This is a genomic window from Streptomyces sp. NPDC088706, from assembly GCF_044752765.1.
Classification (GTDB): domain Bacteria; phylum Actinomycetota; class Actinomycetes; order Streptomycetales; family Streptomycetaceae; genus Streptomyces.
The window spans coordinates 191,377-210,360 of sequence record NZ_JBIVLW010000007.1 but is presented as its reverse complement, the minus strand read 5'-3'; the positions used below and the strand labels follow the sequence as shown (position 1 = coordinate 210,360).

Genomic DNA, 18,984 nt, shown 5'->3' with positions numbered 1-18,984 from the left:
GGCGTGACACGGAGGGTGGACGGCCCCGGCCCGGCGGACGGCGCGCCGGGCCGGGGCGTGCTCGGGGCGGCGGCGGGCATGGCGCTGGGGTTCGCGGGCTGGTTCGGCGGGTTCGGGGCGTTCCTGGTGGTCGCCGCGCTCGGCGCGCTGGGCTGGATCGCCGGTCACCTCGTGGACCGGGGCACCGGACTGCGGGAGTTCCTGGACGCGCTGGCGGGGAGGCGGCAGTGACGGTTCCCGCCGCCGGGCGCGGTACGACGACGGTGGCCCCGCGAGCGGTCCGGCGGATCGCCGAACGGGCGGCCGCCGAGGCGCTGCCCGACGGCGGATCGGTGATCCGGGGTTCGGCCGCCGTGCGCGGGGCCTCCGCGAGGATCGCCGTCGAGGTGCGGCTGCCCTATCCGGTGCGGGCCGACGAGGCCGCGCAGCGGGTCCGGGAGCGGGCGGAGACGCGGACGGCGGCCCTGACGGGTCTGTCCGTGCCGCGCGCCGAGGTCCGCGTCGACGCGCTGTCGGTCGGCGCTTCTCCGGCGGTCCCGGAGACTTCCGGGGTTTCGGAGGTGGGGCCCGGTCCGCACAGCCGCTCCGGCTCCCGGATCAGGGCGCAGCGCCGCGTTCCCGCAGCGGTCCTGGCTGCCGTGGGGGCCGGGGCATGCGGGCTGCTGCTGGTGGATGTGGCCGCGGTCCGGTTCGGCGGGGCTCCCGCCGGGTGGCGTACGGCGGTGCTCGACTGGGCTGCGGCCCATGGCCCGGCGGACACCGCGGTACGGCTCGGCGGTGCGCTCGCCGCGCTCGCCGGCGCCTGGCTGCTGGGGTGCGCGCTCCTGCCGGGGCTGCGGCGACGGCTGCGGATGGTGGCGCCCGCCCCGGAGGTGCGGGCCGCGCTGGACCGTGCGGCGGCGGCCCGGATCCTGCGGGAGCGGGCGCTCGGCGTTCCCGGGGTGGTCCGGGCTCGGGTGAGCGTGCGGCGCCGGCGGGTGAGGGTATGGGCCGGTGTGGGATACGGCGGCCTGGAGGAGGTGCGCGCCGAGACGGTCCGGGTGCTGGGCGCGAGCCTGCCGGAGCTGGGCCTGCGCCCCACGCCCGCCCTGCGGGTCCGGACGCGGCGCGCACCGGGCCGGCGGTCCCTGGAGCCGGTGCCGTCGGAGGTCAGCGGCGCGGCGCACAGCGGCGCGGCGGACAACGGCGCGGCGGACAACGGCGCGGCGGACAGCGGCGTGCGGGTGTGGGGAGGGTGTCGGTGATCGGGCGTGGCGCGGTGAACCGGGTGCTGCTCGGGACGGTCGGCCTCGCCCTGCTGGCCGGCGGGACGCTGCTGGCCGTCGGGGACGGTACGGGACTGGGCCGGGTGGGCCGCGAGGTGCCCGGCGGGTGGTCCGGCCGAGCGGCCGAAGGAGTGCTCGTGGATCGCGGTGGACTGGCCCGGCTGCGGGAGAACGGCTGGTGGACGCCTGCCGTGATCGTGGCCCTCACCCTCGTACTGGCGCTGCTCGTCCGGTGGTTCACCGCTCAGGTGTCGACGTCCGGGCCCCGCTGGGTGAGCCTGCGGGGCGCCGGTCTGACGCTGCGGCGGCGGGCGTGGGAGCGGGCGATGACCTCGCAGGCCGCCGCGGTCGACGGGGTGGCGCGTGCCCGGGTGCGTTTGGTGGGCCGGCCGCTGCGGGCGTCGGTGACCCTGGTCGTCGAGCCGGAGGCCCGGCCCGCGGAGGTGGTGCGCCGGGTCGCCGCCGGGGTGGTCGCGGACGCGCGCCACTGCGCGGGCGTGCGCGAGCTGCCGACCGACGTACGGGTGCGGGTGGCGAACCGGCGGGAACGTCGGGCGCGGTGAGCGGCGGCGGACGCGGCCATGGCGCCGGTGCTGCCGGCCGCTCCCCATCGCCACGCCCTGCCTACTCGTGAGTAAGGTGTGGGCCTGGGATGCGGCGCCACGGTCCGGCCGGTCCCGGATACGGCCCGACGGCGACCGTGGAGAAGGAGTTACGCCATGCCTCGCACCATGTCCGTAGCGGACAGCATCGTCATCGACGCCCCGCCGTCGCATGTGTACGAACAACTCAGCGACCCGACCTCGATGGGCCGTTGGAGCCCCGAGAACCGCGGAGCGACCGTCCGGGGAGAGCGCCGTGACGCCTACGTCGGCATGGTGTTCGAGGGCAGGAACAAGCGCGGCGCCGTGAGCTGGACGACCCGGTGCACCGTGACGGCGGCCGATCCGGGCGAGCGCTTCGCCTTCCGGGTCCATGCCATCGGCGCCCGGCGGCCGCGCCTTCCCGGACCCATCGCCACCTGGGAGTACCGCTTCGAAGAGGTGGACGGCGGGACCCGGGTGACCGAGACGTGGACCGATGACCGGCGTTCTTGGCCGGACTTCCTGGCCAACGGTTTCGATCGCGTTGCGACGGGCGGGAAGACCTTCGCGCAGTTCCAGCGCGGCAACATCCGCACCACCCTCAAGCGGCTCAAGGCCGCCGTGGAGGAGGACCGCCGGGGAGCTGCGTGAGCCGTGCCGTCGCCGGACACCCCCGCGGCGGCGGACGGAGCGTGTCACTCCCCCGGTGCAGACTGGGGCGTACGCGTGGGCCGAGTGCGGGGGGATGTATGGGCAGCGACGAGGGCGCGGGGTTCGAGCCCGCGACCGGGGACGGACCGCCGCATGGTGAGAGCGCCGAGGCGCGCGCCGCTTCGGTGCGGACCGCTTTCGACGGTCTGATGCAGATCCGCCGCCTGACCGGTGGCGGTCAGGCCGATCCTGAGGCCTCGCCGGCCCCCTGGGAACTTCACCGGCCGGTGCGGGCCGTGGCGTTGGCCCTGGAGAGCTGCGGAGCCACTCCGTCCGCCGTCGACGCGTCGGGGCACCGGCTGTCGGCCGGGTACCGGGTGCGGACGGGTGAGTCGGCGGGGTCGGTGCGGGTCGACTGGGCCGGGCCGCCGGGCAGTGGCGCCGCGCACCACGAGGAGGAGGCGCTGGCCGAGTGCGCCGATGTGCTGCGTCGGCTCGGCTGGACCGTGCTGCTCTACCGGGGTCCTCGCAGACGGCGGTATCTGGAGGTCGAGCCGCCGGCGGGAGTCGCCGGGGTGCGGTAGCGGGCTCGGAGGGGCGTTGTCAGACCCATGGGAGATGCTTGACGGTCCGACACCTCTGACCAGGAGACGCTGAGATGGACAAAGACGAGCTCGCCGCGGCGCAGGCGTATGTCCGCCTGCTGGAGGCCGCCCGGGCCGCGCTCTCGGACCCGGAAGACGCCCCGCTGTATCTGCCGCTGCTCACCTCACCGATGCGGGAGGCCGACCGCGCCCTGCGCGGGGCGGGGCTGACGGGGAACGAGGACCGGCTCTTCGCTCTGGTACGGGAGTTGCAGCCGAGCCTGTCCGGCAGCGACAGGTAGGAGGGGGGTTCGCGCGCTCGGTCTCAGGTCGCGCCGTCGGCGGGGGCGAGAGCGAGTTCCCGCTCACCCGGCCCGAGGGGGGCGAAGCAGCGGGTGACCGCGCTGTCGTCCACCTCGGCCAGGGTGGCGGGTTTCCACTGCGGGCTGCCGTCCTTGTCGATGATCCGGGCGCGTACGCCCTCCACGAAGTCGGGCTCGTCACGGACCCGGCTGGAGACACGGAACTCCTGGTCGAGGACGGCTTCGAGGCTGCCGAGCCGGGCGGCCCGCCGTACGGCGGCGAGCGTGACCTTGAGCGCCAGGGGCGACCGGCCCGCCAGTTCCGCGGCCACTTCCGCCGCCGCTGTGGGGGCTGAGCCGTCCTGGAGCCGTCGCACGATCTCCTCGACGGTGTCCGCGGCGTAGCAGGCGTCGATCCAGTCGCGCTGCGCGGCGAGCTCACCGGCAGGCGGCTCCTCGGCGAAGCCCCGTACCGTGCGCGCCACCTCCTCCGCGCTCGCCGACGCTGCCACGGCCTCGGTGAGCTCCGGCAGGCGCCGCGTGGGGACGTAGTGGTCGGCGAGGCCGCACAGCAGGGCGTCGGCCGCCTTGACGGAGCGGCCGGTGAGTGCCAGGTGGGTGCCCAGCTCGCCGGGGGCGCCGGCCAGCAGGTGGGTGCCGCCGACGTCGGGCACGAATCCGATGGCGGTCTCGGGCATGGCCACGCGTGATCTTTCCGTGACGACGCGGAGGGAGCCGTGGGCCGAGACCCCGACTCCCCCGCCCATCACGATGCCGTCCATCAGAGCGACGTACGGTTTGGGAAAGCGGGCGATGCGGGCGTTGAGGCGGTACTCGTCGCGCCAGAACTCCAGCGACGCACGGCCTCCGGCACGGGTGTCGTCGTGGAGGGCGCGGATGTCACCGCCCGCGCACAGGCCGCGGTCACCCGCTCCGGTCAGGACCACCGAGACGACCGCATCGTCCTGCGCGGCGTCGGCGAGTGCCTCGTCGAGCAGCCGCACCATGGTGTGGTCGAGGGCGTTGATGGCACGCGGCCGGTTCAGGGTGATGTGCAGCGAGTGCCCTCGGGTCTCCAGCAGGACGGGCCGGTCGTCGATCATATGTACGCTCCGCTCAGTGGGCACGGTGGAGACCTGGGCGGATCGTCCGTCGTCACCGGGCGGTCCGTCCCCGCCATTCTGCGACTCCCCGCCCGGGCTGCGGACAGGGGGGCCGCGGCGCGGGGCCGGGAGCGGGTGCGCGGGGGCGGCGTCACAGGGCCGGCGCGGTGGTCCGGGGAGAAAGTCGGAGCTGCTCCGCTGTGGCACTCCGGTGGCAGCGGCTCGACAATTGAGGCCTACGGGGCGCGTCGCCGCGCGCCCCGCCGGACGACCTCCGGAGCATGCATGACCGACCACGAACGGCGGCAGGACGTCGACGCCGCTCCGCTCCGCCGGATCGACCGGAGGACCAACGGTGAGATCGGGCCGACGGAACGCCTCGCCATGAACCGGACCGGCAGCTTCGACTGGGACCTCGACGCCCGGACCCTGGACATCGACGACGCGGGTCTTGCGGTCTTCGGTGTGGACCCGTCGACGTTCGAGGGGCGTCCCAGTGCGCTGGTGGAGCGGCTGGAGCCGGCGGAGCGGGCCCGGCTGGACGTCACGATCGACGAGGCCATCACCGGTGGCGGCAACTCCTGCAACGTCCACTTCCGGGTTCCGCTGGATGACGGGACGACCCAGTGGACCCATGTCCAGGCCCGCATCCTGCGGTCGAAGGACGGCAAGGCGCACCGCATCGTGGGGGTCGTCCGCGACGCGACGGCGGAAGTCACCCATTCGGCCTTCGTGCTCGATCTGGAAAAGCGCAGGCAGCGTCAGACCAACATCGTCGAACGGACCACCAGCGCGATGTCACGTGCGGTGACCGTCGACGATGTGACGGCCGCGCTCACGGGACCCGGCGGCCTGGCGAGGCTGGGCGCGGACGGGCTGGCCCTGGGGCTCGTCGAGAACTCCGCGCTGAACATCGTGGCACTGAGCGGCGAGTCCCTGGAAGCGCTCGACGGGCTCGGCTCCGGGGACCTGGAGCGCAACCTTCCGCTGGCCGACGCCATCCGCAGCGGGCGGCCGCGCTTCATCACGTCTCTCGCGGCGCTGGCACGGCGGTATCCGGTGCTGGAGCCGCATCTGGGGAAGCTCAGGTTCCGGGCCGCCGCCTATCTGCCGTTGGTGGCCCAGGCCCGGTCGCTCGGCGGGCTCGCCCTCTTCTACCGGGAGCGCACGGTCTTCAACGCCGACGAGCGGATCCTGTGTCTGGGCCTCGCCGCGATCGTGGCGCAGTCGCTCCAGCGGGCGATGCTCTTCGACGAGGAGCGGGAGTTCGCCACCCAGCTCCAGTCCGCGATGCTTCCGCCTCGCATACAGGACATCGAGGGCGGCGAGATCGCGGTGCGCTACCACGCGGCCTGGTCCGGCCGGCAGGTCGGCGGCGACTGGTACGACGTGATCGCCCTGCCCAAGAACCGGTACGGGCTGGTCGTCGGGGACGTCCAGGGCCATGACACCCACGCCGCCGCGATCATGGGCCAGTTGCGCATCGCCCTGCGTGCGTACGCCGCTGAGGGGCATCCCCCGGCGACGGTGCTGGCGCGGGCCTCCCGTTTCCTCTCCGAACTGGACACGGAACGCTTCGCGACCTGTACCTACGCCCAGGTGGACCTGGCTACGGGGGCGGCGCGGGTGGTCCGCGCCGGGCACCTCGGGCCGCTGATCCGGCATGCCGACGGGCGGGTCGGCAGTCCGCAGGTGCGCGGCGGTCTGCCGCTGGGCATCTCCACGGAGTTCGAGGACGAGGAGTACCCGGAGACCCGGCTCGACCTGGTGCCCGGGGAGACGTTCGTCCTGTACACGGACGGTCTGGTGGAGGAGCCGGGTGCCGACCTGGACACCGGGGTGGAGGCGCTGCGGAGCGAGGTGAGCGCGGGTCCGGCCGGGGCCGAGGCGCTGGCCGACCATCTCTCGGACCGGCTCTGGGAGCGGTGGGGGTCGGGGGACGACGTGGCGCTCCTGGTCCTGCGGCGCAGCCCGGACGTGGGGTCCTCGCACGCGCCCCGGCTGCACCAGTACATCCATCAGGCGGACCCGGAGGGGCTGTCGGACGCCCGCGCGATCGTGCGCCAGGCACTCGCCGACTGGGGCATGGCCGAGTTCGCCGACGACGCCGAACTGGTCACGGGTGAGCTGCTGGTGAACGTGCTGCTGCACACGGAGGGCGGGGCGGTCCTGACGCTGGAAGTGCTGCCGGAGCCGGTGCGGCGGATCCGGCTGTCGGTCCAGGACCGGTCGAGTGCCTGGCCCCGGCGGCGCACCCCGGGCGAGACCTCGACGTCGGGCCGCGGGCTGCTCCTGCTCGACGCGGTCGCCACCCGCTGGGGGATCGAGCCCCGCGGCGAGGGCAAGGCCGTCTGGTGCGAGATCGGTCCCGCTCCCCCGGCCGCCACCGCGTCCGCACCGGCCGCCGCGGAGCAGGTCCCGCCCGCCGGTTCACGATGAGGGGCGTTCCGCATCACCCGAGCGATGCGGAACGCCCCTCGACCGGCGGCGCTGTCCGCCGACGATGGCTCAACCGGCGGGCTGAGGCCGCGGTCCGGAAGGCTCAGAGGGCCTTGTGCATGATGTGCAGGCCCACATAGCCCTCGGTCGGGTGGTCGAAGCCCTCCGGGAAGGTGCCGATCACCTCGAAGCCGATGGACTCGTACAACTTGACCGCATGCGTGTTCGTCTCGACCACGGCGTTGAACTGCATGGCCCGGAAACCGGCGGTGCGGGCCCACTCGACCGAGTACTCGCACAGGGCGCGCCCCACCCCCTGGCCGGAGTGGGCGGGGTCGACCAGGTACGTGGCGCTGGCAACGTGCGAGCCATTTCCCATGTGGTTGCGGTTCATCTTCGCCGTGCCGAGGACCCGTCCGTCGCCGTCGACGGCGACGACCACCCGGTTCGGCGCGGCGACGTACCACCAGCCCCGCGCGTCCTCCTTCCCGAGGTCGAGCGGGTAGGTGAGGGTCTCGCCCGCGGCGACGATGGAGTGGAAGAACGGCCAGATGGCAGGCCAGTCCTCGGTGGTCGCTTCCCTGATCAACATGCGGACATGATGCCGGACCCGAACACCCCTCCGCGAGCGCCTATCCGTCGCCCCGGCGGCGCCATCCCAGCCTGGCGAGCATCCGTTTCCCGCCGGGCTGTCGTACGCACGAGGACTTGTCCCCGGCAGGGGGCGAGGGGGACGGTGCCCGCACCGGTTCGAGCCGGGGCCGGAACGGAGCCGCGGGCGGGGCCGATGCCGGGGCGGGCGCCATCCGCGCGCCGGGGTCATCGCCCGGTCGCGGGGCCGGCCGTTCCTCGCGGGCATGGTCCAGACTGAGCGTCAGGTTGATTCGCCGCCAGAGGATCTCGTCGGGATCGTCCGCCAGCATCAGCTCCCCCATCGTCTCCCTGGCCGCCACGGAGCCCGGTCGCCCGAAGACGGGCTCCGGCCTGACCCGTGCCAGGTAGGCGCGTTCATAGGGGTCCTCCACCACCTCCGCCAGGTGGGCAGAGTCCAACGCGGACGCCTCGACCGCCGCCCGGGCCCAGGGGTCGCCGGTGCGGTTCAGCAGCCGTTCGACGCGCTGGGTCCGCCAGTTCCTTGCCCTCCGGTCGCCACCCGCCTCCAGCATCGTACGCATCCCCAACGGCGTGCGTCCGGCGAGCAGTTCGGGCTCCCGCACCGCGAAGGAGGCCAGCTCGTCGGCGAGATAGAGCCAGACCACCGCTCGGTACCGGTTCAGATAGAACGTGACCGGCGTGACGCAGCCCGCTCGGGCCAGCCGGGTGAACCGCGCGGGGGCGATGCCGAGCAGAGCGGCGCCATCCGCGGTGCCGACGGTGCGCACCCGCTCCGCCAGCCCATCGGGAAATCCCGGGTCTTCACGTAGGCGCGCGATCTCCCGCTCGCGCACCCGCGGCCGTCCGCCGCCGCCGGGCCCAGCGGTGACGGCGATCAACCCGAGGTGCACGGCGAGTTCGAATTCGCCGCGCCGCAGCCCCAGTTCCTGTGCCGCGCGACCGGCCGCTACCGTGGCGGCCGTCGTGTCGGGCGAGGGATGCGCACCCTCATGCCTGCTCCCGTCGGCGCCCCGGATCTCCTGGGCGCCCTCGACCCGCGCGCGGATCGCTTCCTTGACCGTCATGGCCGTCCTCCCCGTGAGCCTTGAACTACTCTCCGTGATCACGGTAGCTCGGCGGGGTCACCAGTGGTCGGGCCTGTGGATAACTCCGTCTCGGCGACGAAAGCCGCAGTTCGGAAGTGGGTTCCGTGAGACGTCACAAAGGGTTTCCGCTCGGCGTCGGAAGGGGTTTCCGCTCGGCGTCAGAAAGGTTTGGTGCCCTCCGGACCAGCCTGGCGGACGCAGACGCCGAGATGCTCGCCGACCCGGTTGACGAGCAGGGTCATCTCGTACGCCACCTGCCCCACATCGGCTTCGGCCGCGGTCAGGACGGAGAGGCAGCTGCCGTCGCCCGCGGCGGTCACGAAGAGCAGGGCTTCATCGAATTCCACCATGGTCTGGCGGGCCCGGCCGGCCCGGAAGTGCCGGCCCGAACCGCGCGCCAGGCTGTGCAGGCCGGAGGAGACCGCGGCCAGGTGTTCGGCGTCCTCGCGGGCCAGTCCGGTGCTGGCCCCGGTGACCAGGCCGTCGTTCGACAGCACCAGGGCGTGTCGTATGTACCGCACCCTGCTGGTGAGATCGTCCAGGAGCCAGTCGAGTCCCCGGTCAAGCGCCATCTGCTCGTCCTCCCCGTGCCTTCGTTCCCCGTGCCCCCGCTCCGCGCGTAAGCCTTGCGCACCGCCTCCGTACGGGCAAGCGCCCCCCGCCGTCCGGGGCGCCGCTTCGCGCCACGCGGGCCTCCGGCACAGGATGGGGCCATGGCGCACCACATGACCGACGAAGAATGGCGGGCCTTCCTCTCCGAGGGAACCCGCACCGCGAAGGTTTCGACCGTGCGGGCGGACGGCAGTCCGCACATCGCACCCGTCTGGTTTCTGCTCGACGGCGACTCCCTGGTCTTCAACACCGGCAGGAAGAGTGTGAAAGGCCGCAATCTGGAACGCGACGGACGGGTCTCCCTGTGCGTCGACGACGACCGGCCACCGTACGCGTTCGCCGTGGTGCAGGGGCGGGCGGAGCTGAGTGAGGACCCCGAGGAGCTGTTGCGGTGGGCGACGCGGATCGCCGGGCGCTACGTCGGGCCGGAGGCCGCCGAGGAGTTCGGCCGGCGCAACGGCGTACCCGGTGAACTGGTGGTGCGGGTGCGGATCGACAAGGTGACCGCCCTCGCCGACATGGCCGACTGACCGACCGCGCACCGGCGCCGGGCGGTCGGCCGACGGAGTCGAGGGGCCGGGCGGTGTGCACATGCCCGGCGTACTCGACCATACGGATCAGGACGTCTTTCCCGGAGTTCCGGTCGCGGGCGTCGCACGGGACGACGGGTGTACCCCGGTCCAGGTCAAGAGCGTGCGAGACGTCGTCCGGCGCAGAGGGTCAGAGCCCCGGGAAGCAGTTGACGGCGACGACGAACGGGATGCGCCGACGCTCGGAGTGGTCGACGGCCGCGAAGCGGTCCTGGAGCCGCCGGGTGTCGGCGAGGACGACCGCTGCCAGGGCGCCTTCGGACAGCTCGCCCCGCAGGAACCGGAAGCGGTTCCGCCCCGGCGTGCCGAACAGGTACAGCGAGAGACCGGCATGGATGGTAATACGGCCGAAATCCATCGCTGCCCTTGAGGCGGTCTTCCCTGCCACCCCAGCCGTGTCGTCCACTCCTCGTCCGGTTTGGCTGAGCAGCCCCGGTCCGCAGGGGCCGGATGTCGCTGACCGCGTCGACCGGGGTCGTCTTCCCGGCTCAAAGGACATCGGCCACTTCTCCCGCCGAGTGAGCCGCGCGGCTCTGAACCGGTTCGGTGTGGCCAGGGCTGCGCGATGATGTCCGTATGGCCGATGACCACTCCCCTGTCCTGGACTTCTTCACCCCGCGAGCGGCCGGCTGGGACCGCCGGTTCCCCGACGACGACCCAGCCTATGGCGCCGCGATCGGTCGGCTCGGGCTGCGGCCGGGGGACGCCGTGCTCGACGCGGGCTGCGGTACCGGCCGCGCGCTCCCGGCGCTGCGCGCGGCGGTCGGGCCGCGGGGGACCGTACTGGGCGTTGACCTCACCCCCGCGATGCTGGAGGAAGCGGCACGGGCGGGGCGAGGGGCGGGTGGCATGCTGCTCCGCGCCGATGTCGCTCGACTGCCGCTGCGCGACGGGGCGCTGGACGCGGTGTTCGGGGCCGGCCTGATCTCCCATCTGGCCCACCCCGAGGCCGATACGGCCGAGCTCGCCCGGGTGGTGCGGCCGGGCGGGGTGCTGGCCCTGTTCCACCCGATCGGCCGGGCCGCCCTGGCCGCGCGGCACGGACGCACCCTCACCGACGACGACCTGCGGGCCGAGCCCAGGCTGCGGGCGCTGCTGGCCGGCTCCGGATGGCGGCTGGACTCCTACACCGACGAGGACGACCGCTTTCTCGCCCTCGCCGTACGCCGCCCCTGACGGACCCCGCCGCCCGAAGCGGCTGCGGGCCCCACCCTGGACTCACTCGGCGGGCGGCTCTGACGGCTGCTGCCGATGTCCGGGCACCGGGCAGCCACGGACGCCCGGGGTGGGGAACGTACCGAGCGCGGCGATCTCGTAGCCGTCCGGATAGCCCTTGATCTCGGGGTTCTGGCGCGCGTAGTGCGGACTGCGCCGGGGCGGCAGGAGGCGGACGGCGTGGGCCCGCAGGCGTAGGGCGCCCCGGGTCAGCCCTCGGGCCACGGGCCCGGGGCGGTCGTAGCGGAACGCCCTCAGCAGCGGGTCGTCCAGGAGCGCCAGGCTGGCACCCCGGACGAGCGGGGCCAGCGGTGCCGGATACCAGGAGCCCATGAGCGCCAAGGTGGCGTCGGAGACCTGGCGGGCCCCTTCGTCCCAGCCGAAGTGCTCGTACTCGTAGGTGTCGAGGACGTGCTCGAAGTCCTCGTAGGTCCGCGGCAGGTCCTTGATCCCCATCCGGGCGCCCAGCGCGCGGTAGTAGGCGGCGAAGGCCCGCAGCTCGTGGTCGCAGAGCCGGCGCCAGCCGAAGTCGTCCAGCCAGCGCTTCGGCGTGACGACGAAGGTACACAGGACGTAGCGCATGTCGTCGTCGCTGATGTCGTAGCTGCGGTGCATCTGGTTGATCCGGCGGACGGCGGTACGGCCCTCCTCGGTGTCGAATCCGTGCTCCACCACGGTGTCGAGGAGCAGGGCGGTGTCGTCGTACCGCCGTTGTGAACGCGCCGTCAACTCGGCCGTCCCAGCCAGGAGTCGGCCGATGCTGGGCACGGCATAGGTGCGGTAGAGGGCCAGTTCGAGGGCTCGGGTGATGTCCCAGGGGAACTCGTAGGTGACGGTGAGGCGGTAGATCTCCAGGAAGTCCCGCTCCGGGTCGAGCCGCTGGATCTCCTTCAGCCGGTCGTACCGCTGAACCATGCTCGTCCCCTCGCTCGTCCGACGGTCCAACCCTACGCGGATCGTCCCGTACGCCCCGGTCCTTCCCGGCCACGGTGACCGGACGAGGTGGCGGTGATGTGCGGCCTTCCGGTGCCTCTCGGGGCCTCGACGCCAGGGTTACCCAGTAGTAGGGTGCGCCGACGGACGACGTGGGGCGGGCCCGGGTGACGGGTGGGCCGCGCGATCAGGGATCAGGGATGGGGAGGACGCCGTGGCCGGTGCGGACGCCGACGACGCGCTGCTTGTGCTGACCGCGGTACTGCTGACCCCTGCCCGGTTCCCGAGCGTGCTGGGCGACGACTACGTGGCCGCGTGCGCCGCGCTCGCCCTCGAACCGTACGAGGAGGGTTACGGTCTCGTCCTCGGGCAGGACGGCGACGGGGCCCGCTGGACCGTGGTCGTGGAGGACGTCTCCCTGGTGGCCGTGGCCATCGCCGCGTGGGACTGCGGCATGGAGTACGACCTCTCCCCCGATGACCGCTCCGTGGTGTGCGCGCTGCCTGGCTGGCCGCTGGCCCTGGCGGTCGCCGCGCCCGGGGTGCCCGCCCCGCACGACCCGGAGACGGACGGGGTGGGCCCTGCCCCACTGACCCCTCCGGACACGGGATCCTGGGGTCCCGCGCAACGGCGGCTCGGGGCCGACGAGATCGCGCAGCGGTGGGCGCTGTGGCGGGAGCAGATCGACGACACGGAGTTCGCCCGCCCGGGCGGGGAGCAGCCCGGGGAGGCAGGCGCGAACGACGGGCCGAGGGACGACGGCGCGGTCCGCGCCGGGGGGACGGAGCTGGCCGGCGCTGCGACCGACGGTCAGCACCCCGGCGTACGACGGGCTCTGTCGGAGGCGCTCGCCTATACGAAGGCTCCGCCGCCGCCCGGCCGGATCCGCTCGGTCTTCGCCTCCGCCGACATCCGCACCCTGCGCGTCGACGGCCCGGGGTGGTCGATGGTCGCCAGGACCGATGACATAGCGCTGATCCTGCTGGACGAGGAGCCGGGCGAGGTCCTTCCCGTCGGCCGCGGGCCTTCGCTGCCCGGTCTGCTGGAGGCGCTGGACGCGCTGGCTCCGCATCCGGCGTGAGCGTCACCCTGACCCGGCGGCGGGCCCTCCGTCATGTGCGGGGCTTCCGGCTCAGCGGCCGATCTCCTTGCGGTTGATCCTGCGGAGCCTGCGCCGCTGGGACGGGTCCAGCAGCAGATAGCCCGCGACGGGGACGCCGATCACCACCAGCAGCGCCCACCAGAATCCGACCAGGGGCCAGAGGATGGCCGCGGCCACCACTCCCGCGACAGCGACCTTCGCACCGTTCGACATGGTCCACGCCTCCTTCGCGGCCGGCGCCGCTCCTGTCCTGTCAACGCGTCCGGGTGTCCCTGCGTTCCCCCCGCTGCGCCCGTGGCGCCCGTCATCCCTGTCCCCGTTGCGCCCGTCATCGCAGCGGTTCACCGACCTCATGCATATGGGCCAGTGCCTGGCGGTAGGACTCGACGAGTCCGGTTTCCGCGTAGGGCATGCCGATGCTCTCGCAGTGCGCCTTGACCAAGGGCTGGGCCAGCCGCAGGTGGGGCCGGGGCATGCTCGGGAACAGGTGGTGCTCGATCTGGTAGTTCAGACCGCCGAGGAACCAGTCGGTGAGCACCGCGCCGCGCACATTGCGCGAGGTCAGGACCTGGCGCTGAAGGTGGCTCCAGCGGTCCCCGTCCGGATCGGGCATCTCCATGCCCTTGTGGTTCGGGGCGAAGGCCATTCCCAGGTGCAGACCGAACAGCGCGTGCAGCAGCAGGGCGAAGACGACCGCCTTGCCGGGCGACAGGGTGGTCAGCAGCAGGGTCGCGTACAGGGCGAGATGTCCGGTCATCAGCAGAGCCGACACCGCCCGTTCCCCGGCCGGCTGGCGGCGCAGGAACTGGAACCCGTAGATCTTCAGCGCGATGCCTTCGAGCAGCAGCATCGGGAAGAACAGCCGAGCCTGGTTGCGGGTGAGCCGGCGGGCGAACCCCGCACGCTGCGCTGCCTGCTTCTGGGTCCACACCAGGGCGCCGACGCCGACATCGGGGTCCTTGTCGACGTGGTTGGGGTTGGCGTGGTGGCGTACGTGCTTGTCGTTCCACCATGCTTCGTTCATTCCCAGGAGCAGGTTGGCGTGGAGCAGACCGAGCAGCCTGCTCGTCCTGCGGTCACCGGATATCTGGGAATGGCCCGCGTCATGGGCGACGAAGGCCGTCCGGGTCCACAGGACCGCCAGCGGAGGGGCGAGGAACAGGCTCCACCAGGTGTCGCCCAGCAGAGCGAAGGCGGTGATCACTCCGCCCAGGGCCATCAAATTGGCAGCGATGCCGATCGCGTACCGGCCGGTGCGCCGTTCAAGAAGTCCCTGCCCCTTCACCGCGCGCAGCAGCGGGGCGAAATCGCTGCCGGCACCCGGGAGCCCGGTCCGTTCCGAACTGCTGTCACCGGCGGGATCCGCAACGGTGGCTGTCGCCTGGGGCATGACGTCTCCGGTCTCTGGAACAAATGCGCTGACCTCATAGAACGTACGGATCGGAGGCCTTCGGCAGCCATGGCGCCACCTCCCCGTTCTTCCTGGGGCAGACCCCCGTGCCCGGTGGTGGTGCCAGCTGCACCCACCCCATGGGAGTCAGGAGTGAGTGAGGCAGGTCACAGCCACGGACCGCCCATCGTGATGTCAAGTGGACTACCCTCGGCGGCCCCGACCCACTAGTCAAATTTGAGGAATCTGACATCGCTGTGCACCGGCACCCCGCGGCAACGCCTTCCGAGATTTCCGAGCTCTCCCGCTGCTCCGCGGTGTTCATCCCCGCGGATCCCTCCCGTACCGGCATGATCGCTTTCTGGAACCCGGACGGCAGCGCCCCTCCCGACGCGCCCGGGATCTTGTCGGAGCTCACCGTGGTCGGAGCCGAACTCCGGCAACGTGCCGTCCCCGCCCTGCACCTTCCCGTCCGCGACGCCCTACCCGTACTGACCCGGGCGCGAGCCGACGGGCAGGCCTCTCCCGCGACCGCCTTCTGGGGCGCCGCCGCACTGCTGGGGCTGCAGTTCGTCGCCCGCGGTCTCCTGCTGCCGGGGCTGAGTCCTACCGACCAGGACGCCTGGCGGGTCGGGCCGCTGGGCGCCGGGGACCTGGAACGGATCCGGGGGCTCGCGGCGTCGATGCCGCCCAGCGCCCACGCCACCCCGCTGGAGACCGGCGCACCGGCGGACGGACCGCCGCTGCTGCCCGAACCGGAACGGCTGCTGCGGGCGTTCCTGGACGCGGTGGCGGACGGGCTGCCCCGGACGCCCGCCGCCGGATTCGCCGCGGCGGGCCCCGCGTTCGCCGCCCGGGAGCCGCAGCACCTGCCCGAGGCGCGGGTCTGGGCGGCCGATGTGGCGGCCGGTCACGACGCGGGCGTACGGCTCTCGTTGCGCATCGAGGTCACCGGGGCGGCCTCTTCGAGCGTCGGGGACCCTCCTCATGACGACGCGGGTCCTTCGTTCCGGGCCGTGCTGCAGGTCCACAGCGTCAGCGACCCCTCCCTGGTCGCCGACGCGGCCGAGGTCTGGGCGGGCGGCACCCGCAGCGCCGAGGCGTTCGGACCGCGGGCCCGCATGGACGCTCTCCTCGCGCTGCGCCGCGCCGCGCGCGCCTGGCCGCCGCTGGCCCCGCTGCTGTCCGCCGCGGTGCCGGAAGCGGTGGAGCCGGCCGACGAGGAGATCGCCGAGCTGCTGGGACCCGCATCCCGCGCTCTGGCCGCCACGGGGGTTCAGGTGCACTGGCCCAAGGAGCTGGCGAGGAAACTGACCGCACGGGCGGTGATCGGCCCGGCCGGCGGGGACGACAGCGGTGCGGCGGGAGAGGGGCGGGGGCGGGCCGTCGCGGACACTCCCTCGTTCCTGTCCGCCGATGCCCTGTTGGCGTTCGACTGGCGTTTCGCGCTGGGTGACCGGAAACTGAGCCGCGCGGAGCTCGACCGGCTCGCGGAGTCGAGCAGGCCGATCGTGCGGCTGCGCGACCAGTGGGTCCTCATCGACCCGCAGGAGGCGCGCCGGGCCCGGGAGACCCAGGACCGCAAGGTCACTCCCATCGACGCCCTGGGGGCGGCGCTCACCGGCTCCACCGAGGTGGACGGGCGCCGCGTGGAAGTGGCGGCGACGGGTTGGCTGGAGGAGTTGCGGAAGCGACTGGCCGATCCGGAGTCCGCGGCCGGGCAGTCGATCGGGCAGCCCGAGGCGCTGGCCGCGACGCTGCGCGACTACCAGCTGCGGGGCCTGAACTGGCTGAACACCCTGACGTCGCTGGGCCTCGGCGCCTGCCTCGCCGACGACATGGGGCTTGGCAAGACGATCACCCTCATCGCTCTGCACCTGCACCGGCAGAGCGACCAGGAGGCGGCCGGGCCGACGCTGGTGGTGTGCCCGACGTCGCTGATGGGCAACTGGCAGCGGGAGATCGAGAAGTTCGCGCCGGGCACCCCCGTACGCCGCTTCCACGGCACGTCACGATCCCTGGAAGGTCTGATGGACGGCGAGTTCGTCCTGACCACGTACGGCACGATGCGTCTGGACGCGCCCCGGCTGGCCGCCGCGTCCTGGGGCATAGTCGTCACCGACGAGGCGCAGCACGTCAAGAACCCGCACGCGGCGACGGCCCAGCAGTTGCGCACCATCGGCGCCCGGGCCCGCGTCGCCCTCACCGGCACCCCGGTGGAGAACAACCTGTCCGAGCTGTGGGCGATCCTGGACTGGACGACGCCCGGACTGCTGGGCCGGCTCGGCACCTTCCGTACCCGGTACGCGGCCGCTGTCGAGGGTGGCAACGACCCGGGGGCGGCCGAGCGGCTCGCGGCCCTGGTGAGCCCTTTTCTGCTGCGCCGCCGCAAGTCCGATCCGGGCATCGCCCCGGAGCTGCCGCCGAAGACGGAGACCGACCGGGCGGTGTCGCTGACGGCGGAACAGACCGGGCTGTACGAGGCGGTGGTCCGCGAGACCCTGGCCGAGATCTCCGGCGCGGACGGATTCGAGCGGCGGGGGCTGGTGATGAAGCTGCTCACGGCGCTGAAGCAGATCTGCAACCACCCGGCGCAGTACCTGAAGGAGGAGCGGCCCCGGATCGCGGACCGCTCGGGCAAGGTCGAGCTGCTGGACGAACTCCTGGACACGATCCTGGCCGAGCAGGGCTCCGTACTGGTGTTCACGCAGTACGTACGGATGGCGCGGCTCCTGGAGGAGCATCTGGCCGCTCGGGGGGTGCGTACGCAGTTCCTGCACGGCGGTACGCCGGTCGCGCGGCGCGAGGAGATGGTGAACCGCTTCCAGGCGGGCGGGGCCCCGGTGTTCCTGCTGTCCCTGAAGGCGGCGGGGACCGGGCTCAACCTCACCCGGGCCGGTCATGTCGTGCACTTCGACCGCTGGTGGAATCCGGCGGTGGAGGCGCAGGCGACGGACCGGGCGTACCGGATCGGACAGACCCAGCCCGTCCAGGTGCACCGGTTGATCGCCGAGGGCACGATCGAGGACCGGATCGCCGAGATGCTGGCACGCAAGCAGGGGCTCGCGGACGCGGTGCTGGGCTCCGGGGAGGCGGCACTGACCGAACTGACCGATGCGGAACTGGCTGATCTGGTCGAGCTACGAGGGGGCGCGCGATGAGCGACGACGACTACGGGACGGACGCGGTGGACGGCGGCGGGGGTGGGTCGCGGCCCGAGCGTACGTTCGCTCCGCTGCCTCCGGCACCGGGCCGGGGTTTCGCCTCGACCTGGTGGGGTCAGGCGTGGCTGAAGGCGCTTGAGGACACGGCACTGGACGGACAGCAGCTCAAGAAGGGGCGGCGGCTCGCCCGGGAGGGCTGCGTCGGAGCGGTCTCCGTACGCCCCGGCCGGATCACGGCCGTCGTCCGGGACCGGGACGGCACGGGTCACCGGAGCGATGTGCTGCTCCAGGAGCTCAGCGACGAGGCGTGGGACCGCTTCCTGGACATGGCGGTGGACCGGGCCGGGCACATCGCGGCGCTGCTGGACCGTGAGATGCCGCCGCATCTGGTGGAGGACGCGGCGGGTGCCGGGGTGGAGCTGCTGCCCGGCATCGGTGACCTGGAGCCGGAGTGCACCTGCGGGACCTGGGACCACTGCCCGCACTCGGGCGCCCTGTGCTACCAGGTGGCGCGGCTGCTGGACGAGGATCCGTTCGTCCTGCTGTTGCTGCGGGGACGTGACGAGCGAAGGCTGCTGGACGAGCTCCAGGTCCGCAGTACCGCGCGTGCGGTGCGGGGTGCGGAGGGCGGGGGCGGCGCCTCGGAGGGCGTGGAGCGGGAGGTGTACGGGGTTCCGGCCGACGAGGCGTTCGCCGCGGGCTCCATCCTGCCGCCGCTGCCCGGCCGGCCGCCGGTGCCCGACGAGCCGGGGCTGCCGCCGTCGCTGGACACGGAGTCGGGCGCCCCGCCCGGTGTCGAACCGGCGGCGCTGGAGATCCTGGCCGCCGACAGCGCCGTACGGGCCCACCGGATGCTGCTGGAGGCGCTGGCGCCGGGGCACGCGCGGCAGCCGGTCGTGGCGGAGCTGACGCCGGAGCAGGACGCGGTACGGCTGGCCGCCGATGCCCGCCCGGAGCCGTGGATCGCGGCGCGGCTGGCCAAGGGGTCCGGCCGGCTGCGCGCGGAACTGGAGTCGGCGGTGCGCGCCTGGCGCTACGGAGGGGTCGCGGCGCTGGCGGTGCTGGACGAGGAGTGGGACCCGGACCCGGACTCCCTCGCCCGGGCTCGCGCGCGGCTCGCCTCGGCCTGGGAGGAGGGCGAGCGGCCGCAGTTGCGGGCGGCGCGGGCGCGCTGGACGGTGGCGGGCGCCGATGTGCAGGTGCGGTACGACCGGGAGGGCCGGTGGTGGCCGTACCGCAAGGAGCGCGGCCGCTGGGTGCCCGCAGGGCCGGCGGACGACGACCCGGCGGGCGCGCTGGCGGGGATACATGCGGAGGCTTCGGCGGAGGGCTGAGGGTTCGTCGGCGGGA

19 protein-coding genes and 1 pseudogene are annotated in these 18,984 nt (G+C 73.3%); 12 read left to right on the top strand and 8 right to left on the bottom strand.

All coding sequences use genetic code 11. The features are described from left to right. Positions 1-3: 3 nt before the first annotated feature. The 6 genes from ACIQAK_RS19245 (at position 4) to ACIQAK_RS19220 (ending at position 3,386) form a co-directional block, all read left to right on the top strand. Complete coding sequence (locus ACIQAK_RS19245; protein ID WP_366389075.1) at positions 4-231, top strand: hypothetical protein; 228 nt, start codon at positions 4-6, stop codon at positions 229-231. Then, on the top strand, positions 228-1,244 hold the full coding sequence (locus tag ACIQAK_RS19240; protein ID WP_366389076.1) for a DUF6286 domain-containing protein: 1,017 nt from the start codon (positions 228-230) through the stop codon (positions 1,242-1,244). The genes ACIQAK_RS19245 and ACIQAK_RS19240 overlap by 4 nt, the downstream gene beginning before the upstream one ends. Then, entirely contained in the window at positions 1,235-1,828 is a 594-nt protein-coding gene (locus tag ACIQAK_RS19235) for a hypothetical protein (RefSeq protein ID WP_366389077.1), read from the top strand. Before ACIQAK_RS19240 ends, ACIQAK_RS19235 begins: the two co-directional genes overlap by 10 nt. A 156-nt stretch (positions 1,829-1,984) precedes the next feature. Then, positions 1,985-2,500, top strand: coding sequence for an SRPBCC family protein (locus tag ACIQAK_RS19230; protein WP_366389078.1), 516 nt, complete (start codon positions 1,985-1,987; stop codon positions 2,498-2,500). 98 nt (positions 2,501-2,598) lie between these two features. Next, on the top strand, positions 2,599-3,084 hold the full coding sequence (locus ACIQAK_RS19225; RefSeq protein ID WP_366389079.1) for a hypothetical protein: 486 nt from the start codon (positions 2,599-2,601) through the stop codon (positions 3,082-3,084). 74 nt (positions 3,085-3,158) lie between these two features. Then, on the top strand, positions 3,159-3,386 hold the full coding sequence (locus ACIQAK_RS19220) for a hypothetical protein (protein WP_366389080.1): 228 nt from the start codon (positions 3,159-3,161) through the stop codon (positions 3,384-3,386). A 23-nt stretch (positions 3,387-3,409) separates the two neighbouring features. Here ACIQAK_RS19220 and ACIQAK_RS19215 read toward each other — a convergent pair whose 3' ends face one another. Beyond that, positions 3,410-4,489, bottom strand: a complete 1,080-nt coding sequence (locus tag ACIQAK_RS19215) for an enoyl-CoA hydratase/isomerase family protein (RefSeq protein ID WP_366389081.1) — start codon at positions 4,487-4,489, stop codon at positions 3,410-3,412. Between the two features lie 285 nt (positions 4,490-4,774). On the opposite strand from ACIQAK_RS19215, the gene ACIQAK_RS19210 reads away from it, so the two are divergent. Then, on the top strand, positions 4,775-6,928 hold the full coding sequence (locus ACIQAK_RS19210; protein ID WP_366389082.1) for a SpoIIE family protein phosphatase: 2,154 nt from the start codon (positions 4,775-4,777) through the stop codon (positions 6,926-6,928). 103 nt (positions 6,929-7,031) lie between these two features. Here ACIQAK_RS19210 and ACIQAK_RS19205 read toward each other — a convergent pair whose 3' ends face one another. The 3 genes from ACIQAK_RS19205 to ACIQAK_RS19195 form a co-directional block, all read right to left on the bottom strand. Then, positions 7,032-7,520, bottom strand: a complete 489-nt coding sequence (locus ACIQAK_RS19205) for a GNAT family N-acetyltransferase (protein ID WP_366389083.1) — start codon at positions 7,518-7,520, stop codon at positions 7,032-7,034. Positions 7,521-7,560: 40 nt separating this feature from the next. Next, positions 7,561-8,607: a DUF6397 family protein gene (locus ACIQAK_RS19200; protein ID WP_366389084.1), complete on the bottom strand. Its 1,047-nt coding sequence runs from the start codon at positions 8,605-8,607 to the stop codon at positions 7,561-7,563. A gap of 179 nt (positions 8,608-8,786) precedes the next feature. After that, complete coding sequence (locus ACIQAK_RS19195; RefSeq protein WP_366389085.1) at positions 8,787-9,200, bottom strand: roadblock/LC7 domain-containing protein; 414 nt, start codon at positions 9,198-9,200, stop codon at positions 8,787-8,789. Positions 9,201-9,341: 141 nt separating this feature from the next. On the opposite strand from ACIQAK_RS19195, the gene ACIQAK_RS19190 reads away from it, so the two are divergent. Next, complete coding sequence (locus tag ACIQAK_RS19190; protein WP_366389086.1) at positions 9,342-9,770, top strand: PPOX class F420-dependent oxidoreductase; 429 nt, start codon at positions 9,342-9,344, stop codon at positions 9,768-9,770. A 28-nt stretch (positions 9,771-9,798) separates the two neighbouring features. On the opposite strand, the pseudogene ACIQAK_RS19185 reads toward ACIQAK_RS19190, so the two are convergent. Then, positions 9,799-10,318 (bottom strand): annotated as a pseudogene (locus ACIQAK_RS19185) (GTP-binding protein); the annotation flags it as partial. Positions 10,319-10,406: 88 nt separating this feature from the next. Between ACIQAK_RS19185 and ACIQAK_RS19180 the strand changes: the two are divergent. After that, positions 10,407-11,006 (top strand): methyltransferase domain-containing protein, encoded by a 600-nt coding sequence (locus ACIQAK_RS19180; protein WP_366389087.1) that lies wholly within the window; start codon positions 10,407-10,409, stop codon positions 11,004-11,006. A gap of 42 nt (positions 11,007-11,048) precedes the next feature. On the opposite strand, the gene ACIQAK_RS19175 is transcribed toward ACIQAK_RS19180, so the two are convergent. After that, a complete protein-coding gene (locus tag ACIQAK_RS19175) occupies positions 11,049-11,960 on the bottom strand; it encodes an oxygenase MpaB family protein (RefSeq protein WP_366389088.1) in 912 nt (303 codons plus the stop codon). 232 nt (positions 11,961-12,192) lie between these two features. Here ACIQAK_RS19175 and ACIQAK_RS19170 point away from each other — a divergent pair, with 232 nt between their 5' ends. Next, a complete protein-coding gene (locus tag ACIQAK_RS19170; protein ID WP_366389089.1) occupies positions 12,193-13,059 on the top strand; it encodes a hypothetical protein in 867 nt (288 codons plus the stop codon). 51 nt (positions 13,060-13,110) lie between these two features. On the opposite strand, the gene ACIQAK_RS19165 is transcribed toward ACIQAK_RS19170, so the two are convergent. Both ACIQAK_RS19165 and ACIQAK_RS19160 read right to left on the bottom strand, forming a co-directional pair. After that, positions 13,111-13,293, bottom strand: coding sequence for a hypothetical protein (locus ACIQAK_RS19165; RefSeq protein ID WP_366389090.1), 183 nt, complete (start codon positions 13,291-13,293; stop codon positions 13,111-13,113). A gap of 115 nt (positions 13,294-13,408) precedes the next feature. Further along, on the bottom strand, positions 13,409-14,470 hold the full coding sequence (locus tag ACIQAK_RS19160; protein WP_366389091.1) for an acyl-CoA desaturase: 1,062 nt from the start codon (positions 14,468-14,470) through the stop codon (positions 13,409-13,411). Between the two features lie 257 nt (positions 14,471-14,727). Between ACIQAK_RS19160 and ACIQAK_RS19155 the strand changes: the two genes are divergently transcribed. Both ACIQAK_RS19155 and ACIQAK_RS19150 read left to right on the top strand, forming a co-directional pair. Continuing rightward, complete coding sequence (locus ACIQAK_RS19155; protein WP_366389092.1) at positions 14,728-17,631, top strand: DEAD/DEAH box helicase; 2,904 nt, start codon at positions 14,728-14,730, stop codon at positions 17,629-17,631. Then, complete coding sequence (locus ACIQAK_RS19150) at positions 17,628-18,968, top strand: SWF or SNF family helicase (protein ID WP_366389093.1); 1,341 nt, start codon at positions 17,628-17,630, stop codon at positions 18,966-18,968. Before ACIQAK_RS19155 ends, ACIQAK_RS19150 begins: the two co-directional genes overlap by 4 nt. Positions 18,969-18,984: the final 16 nt, after the last annotated feature.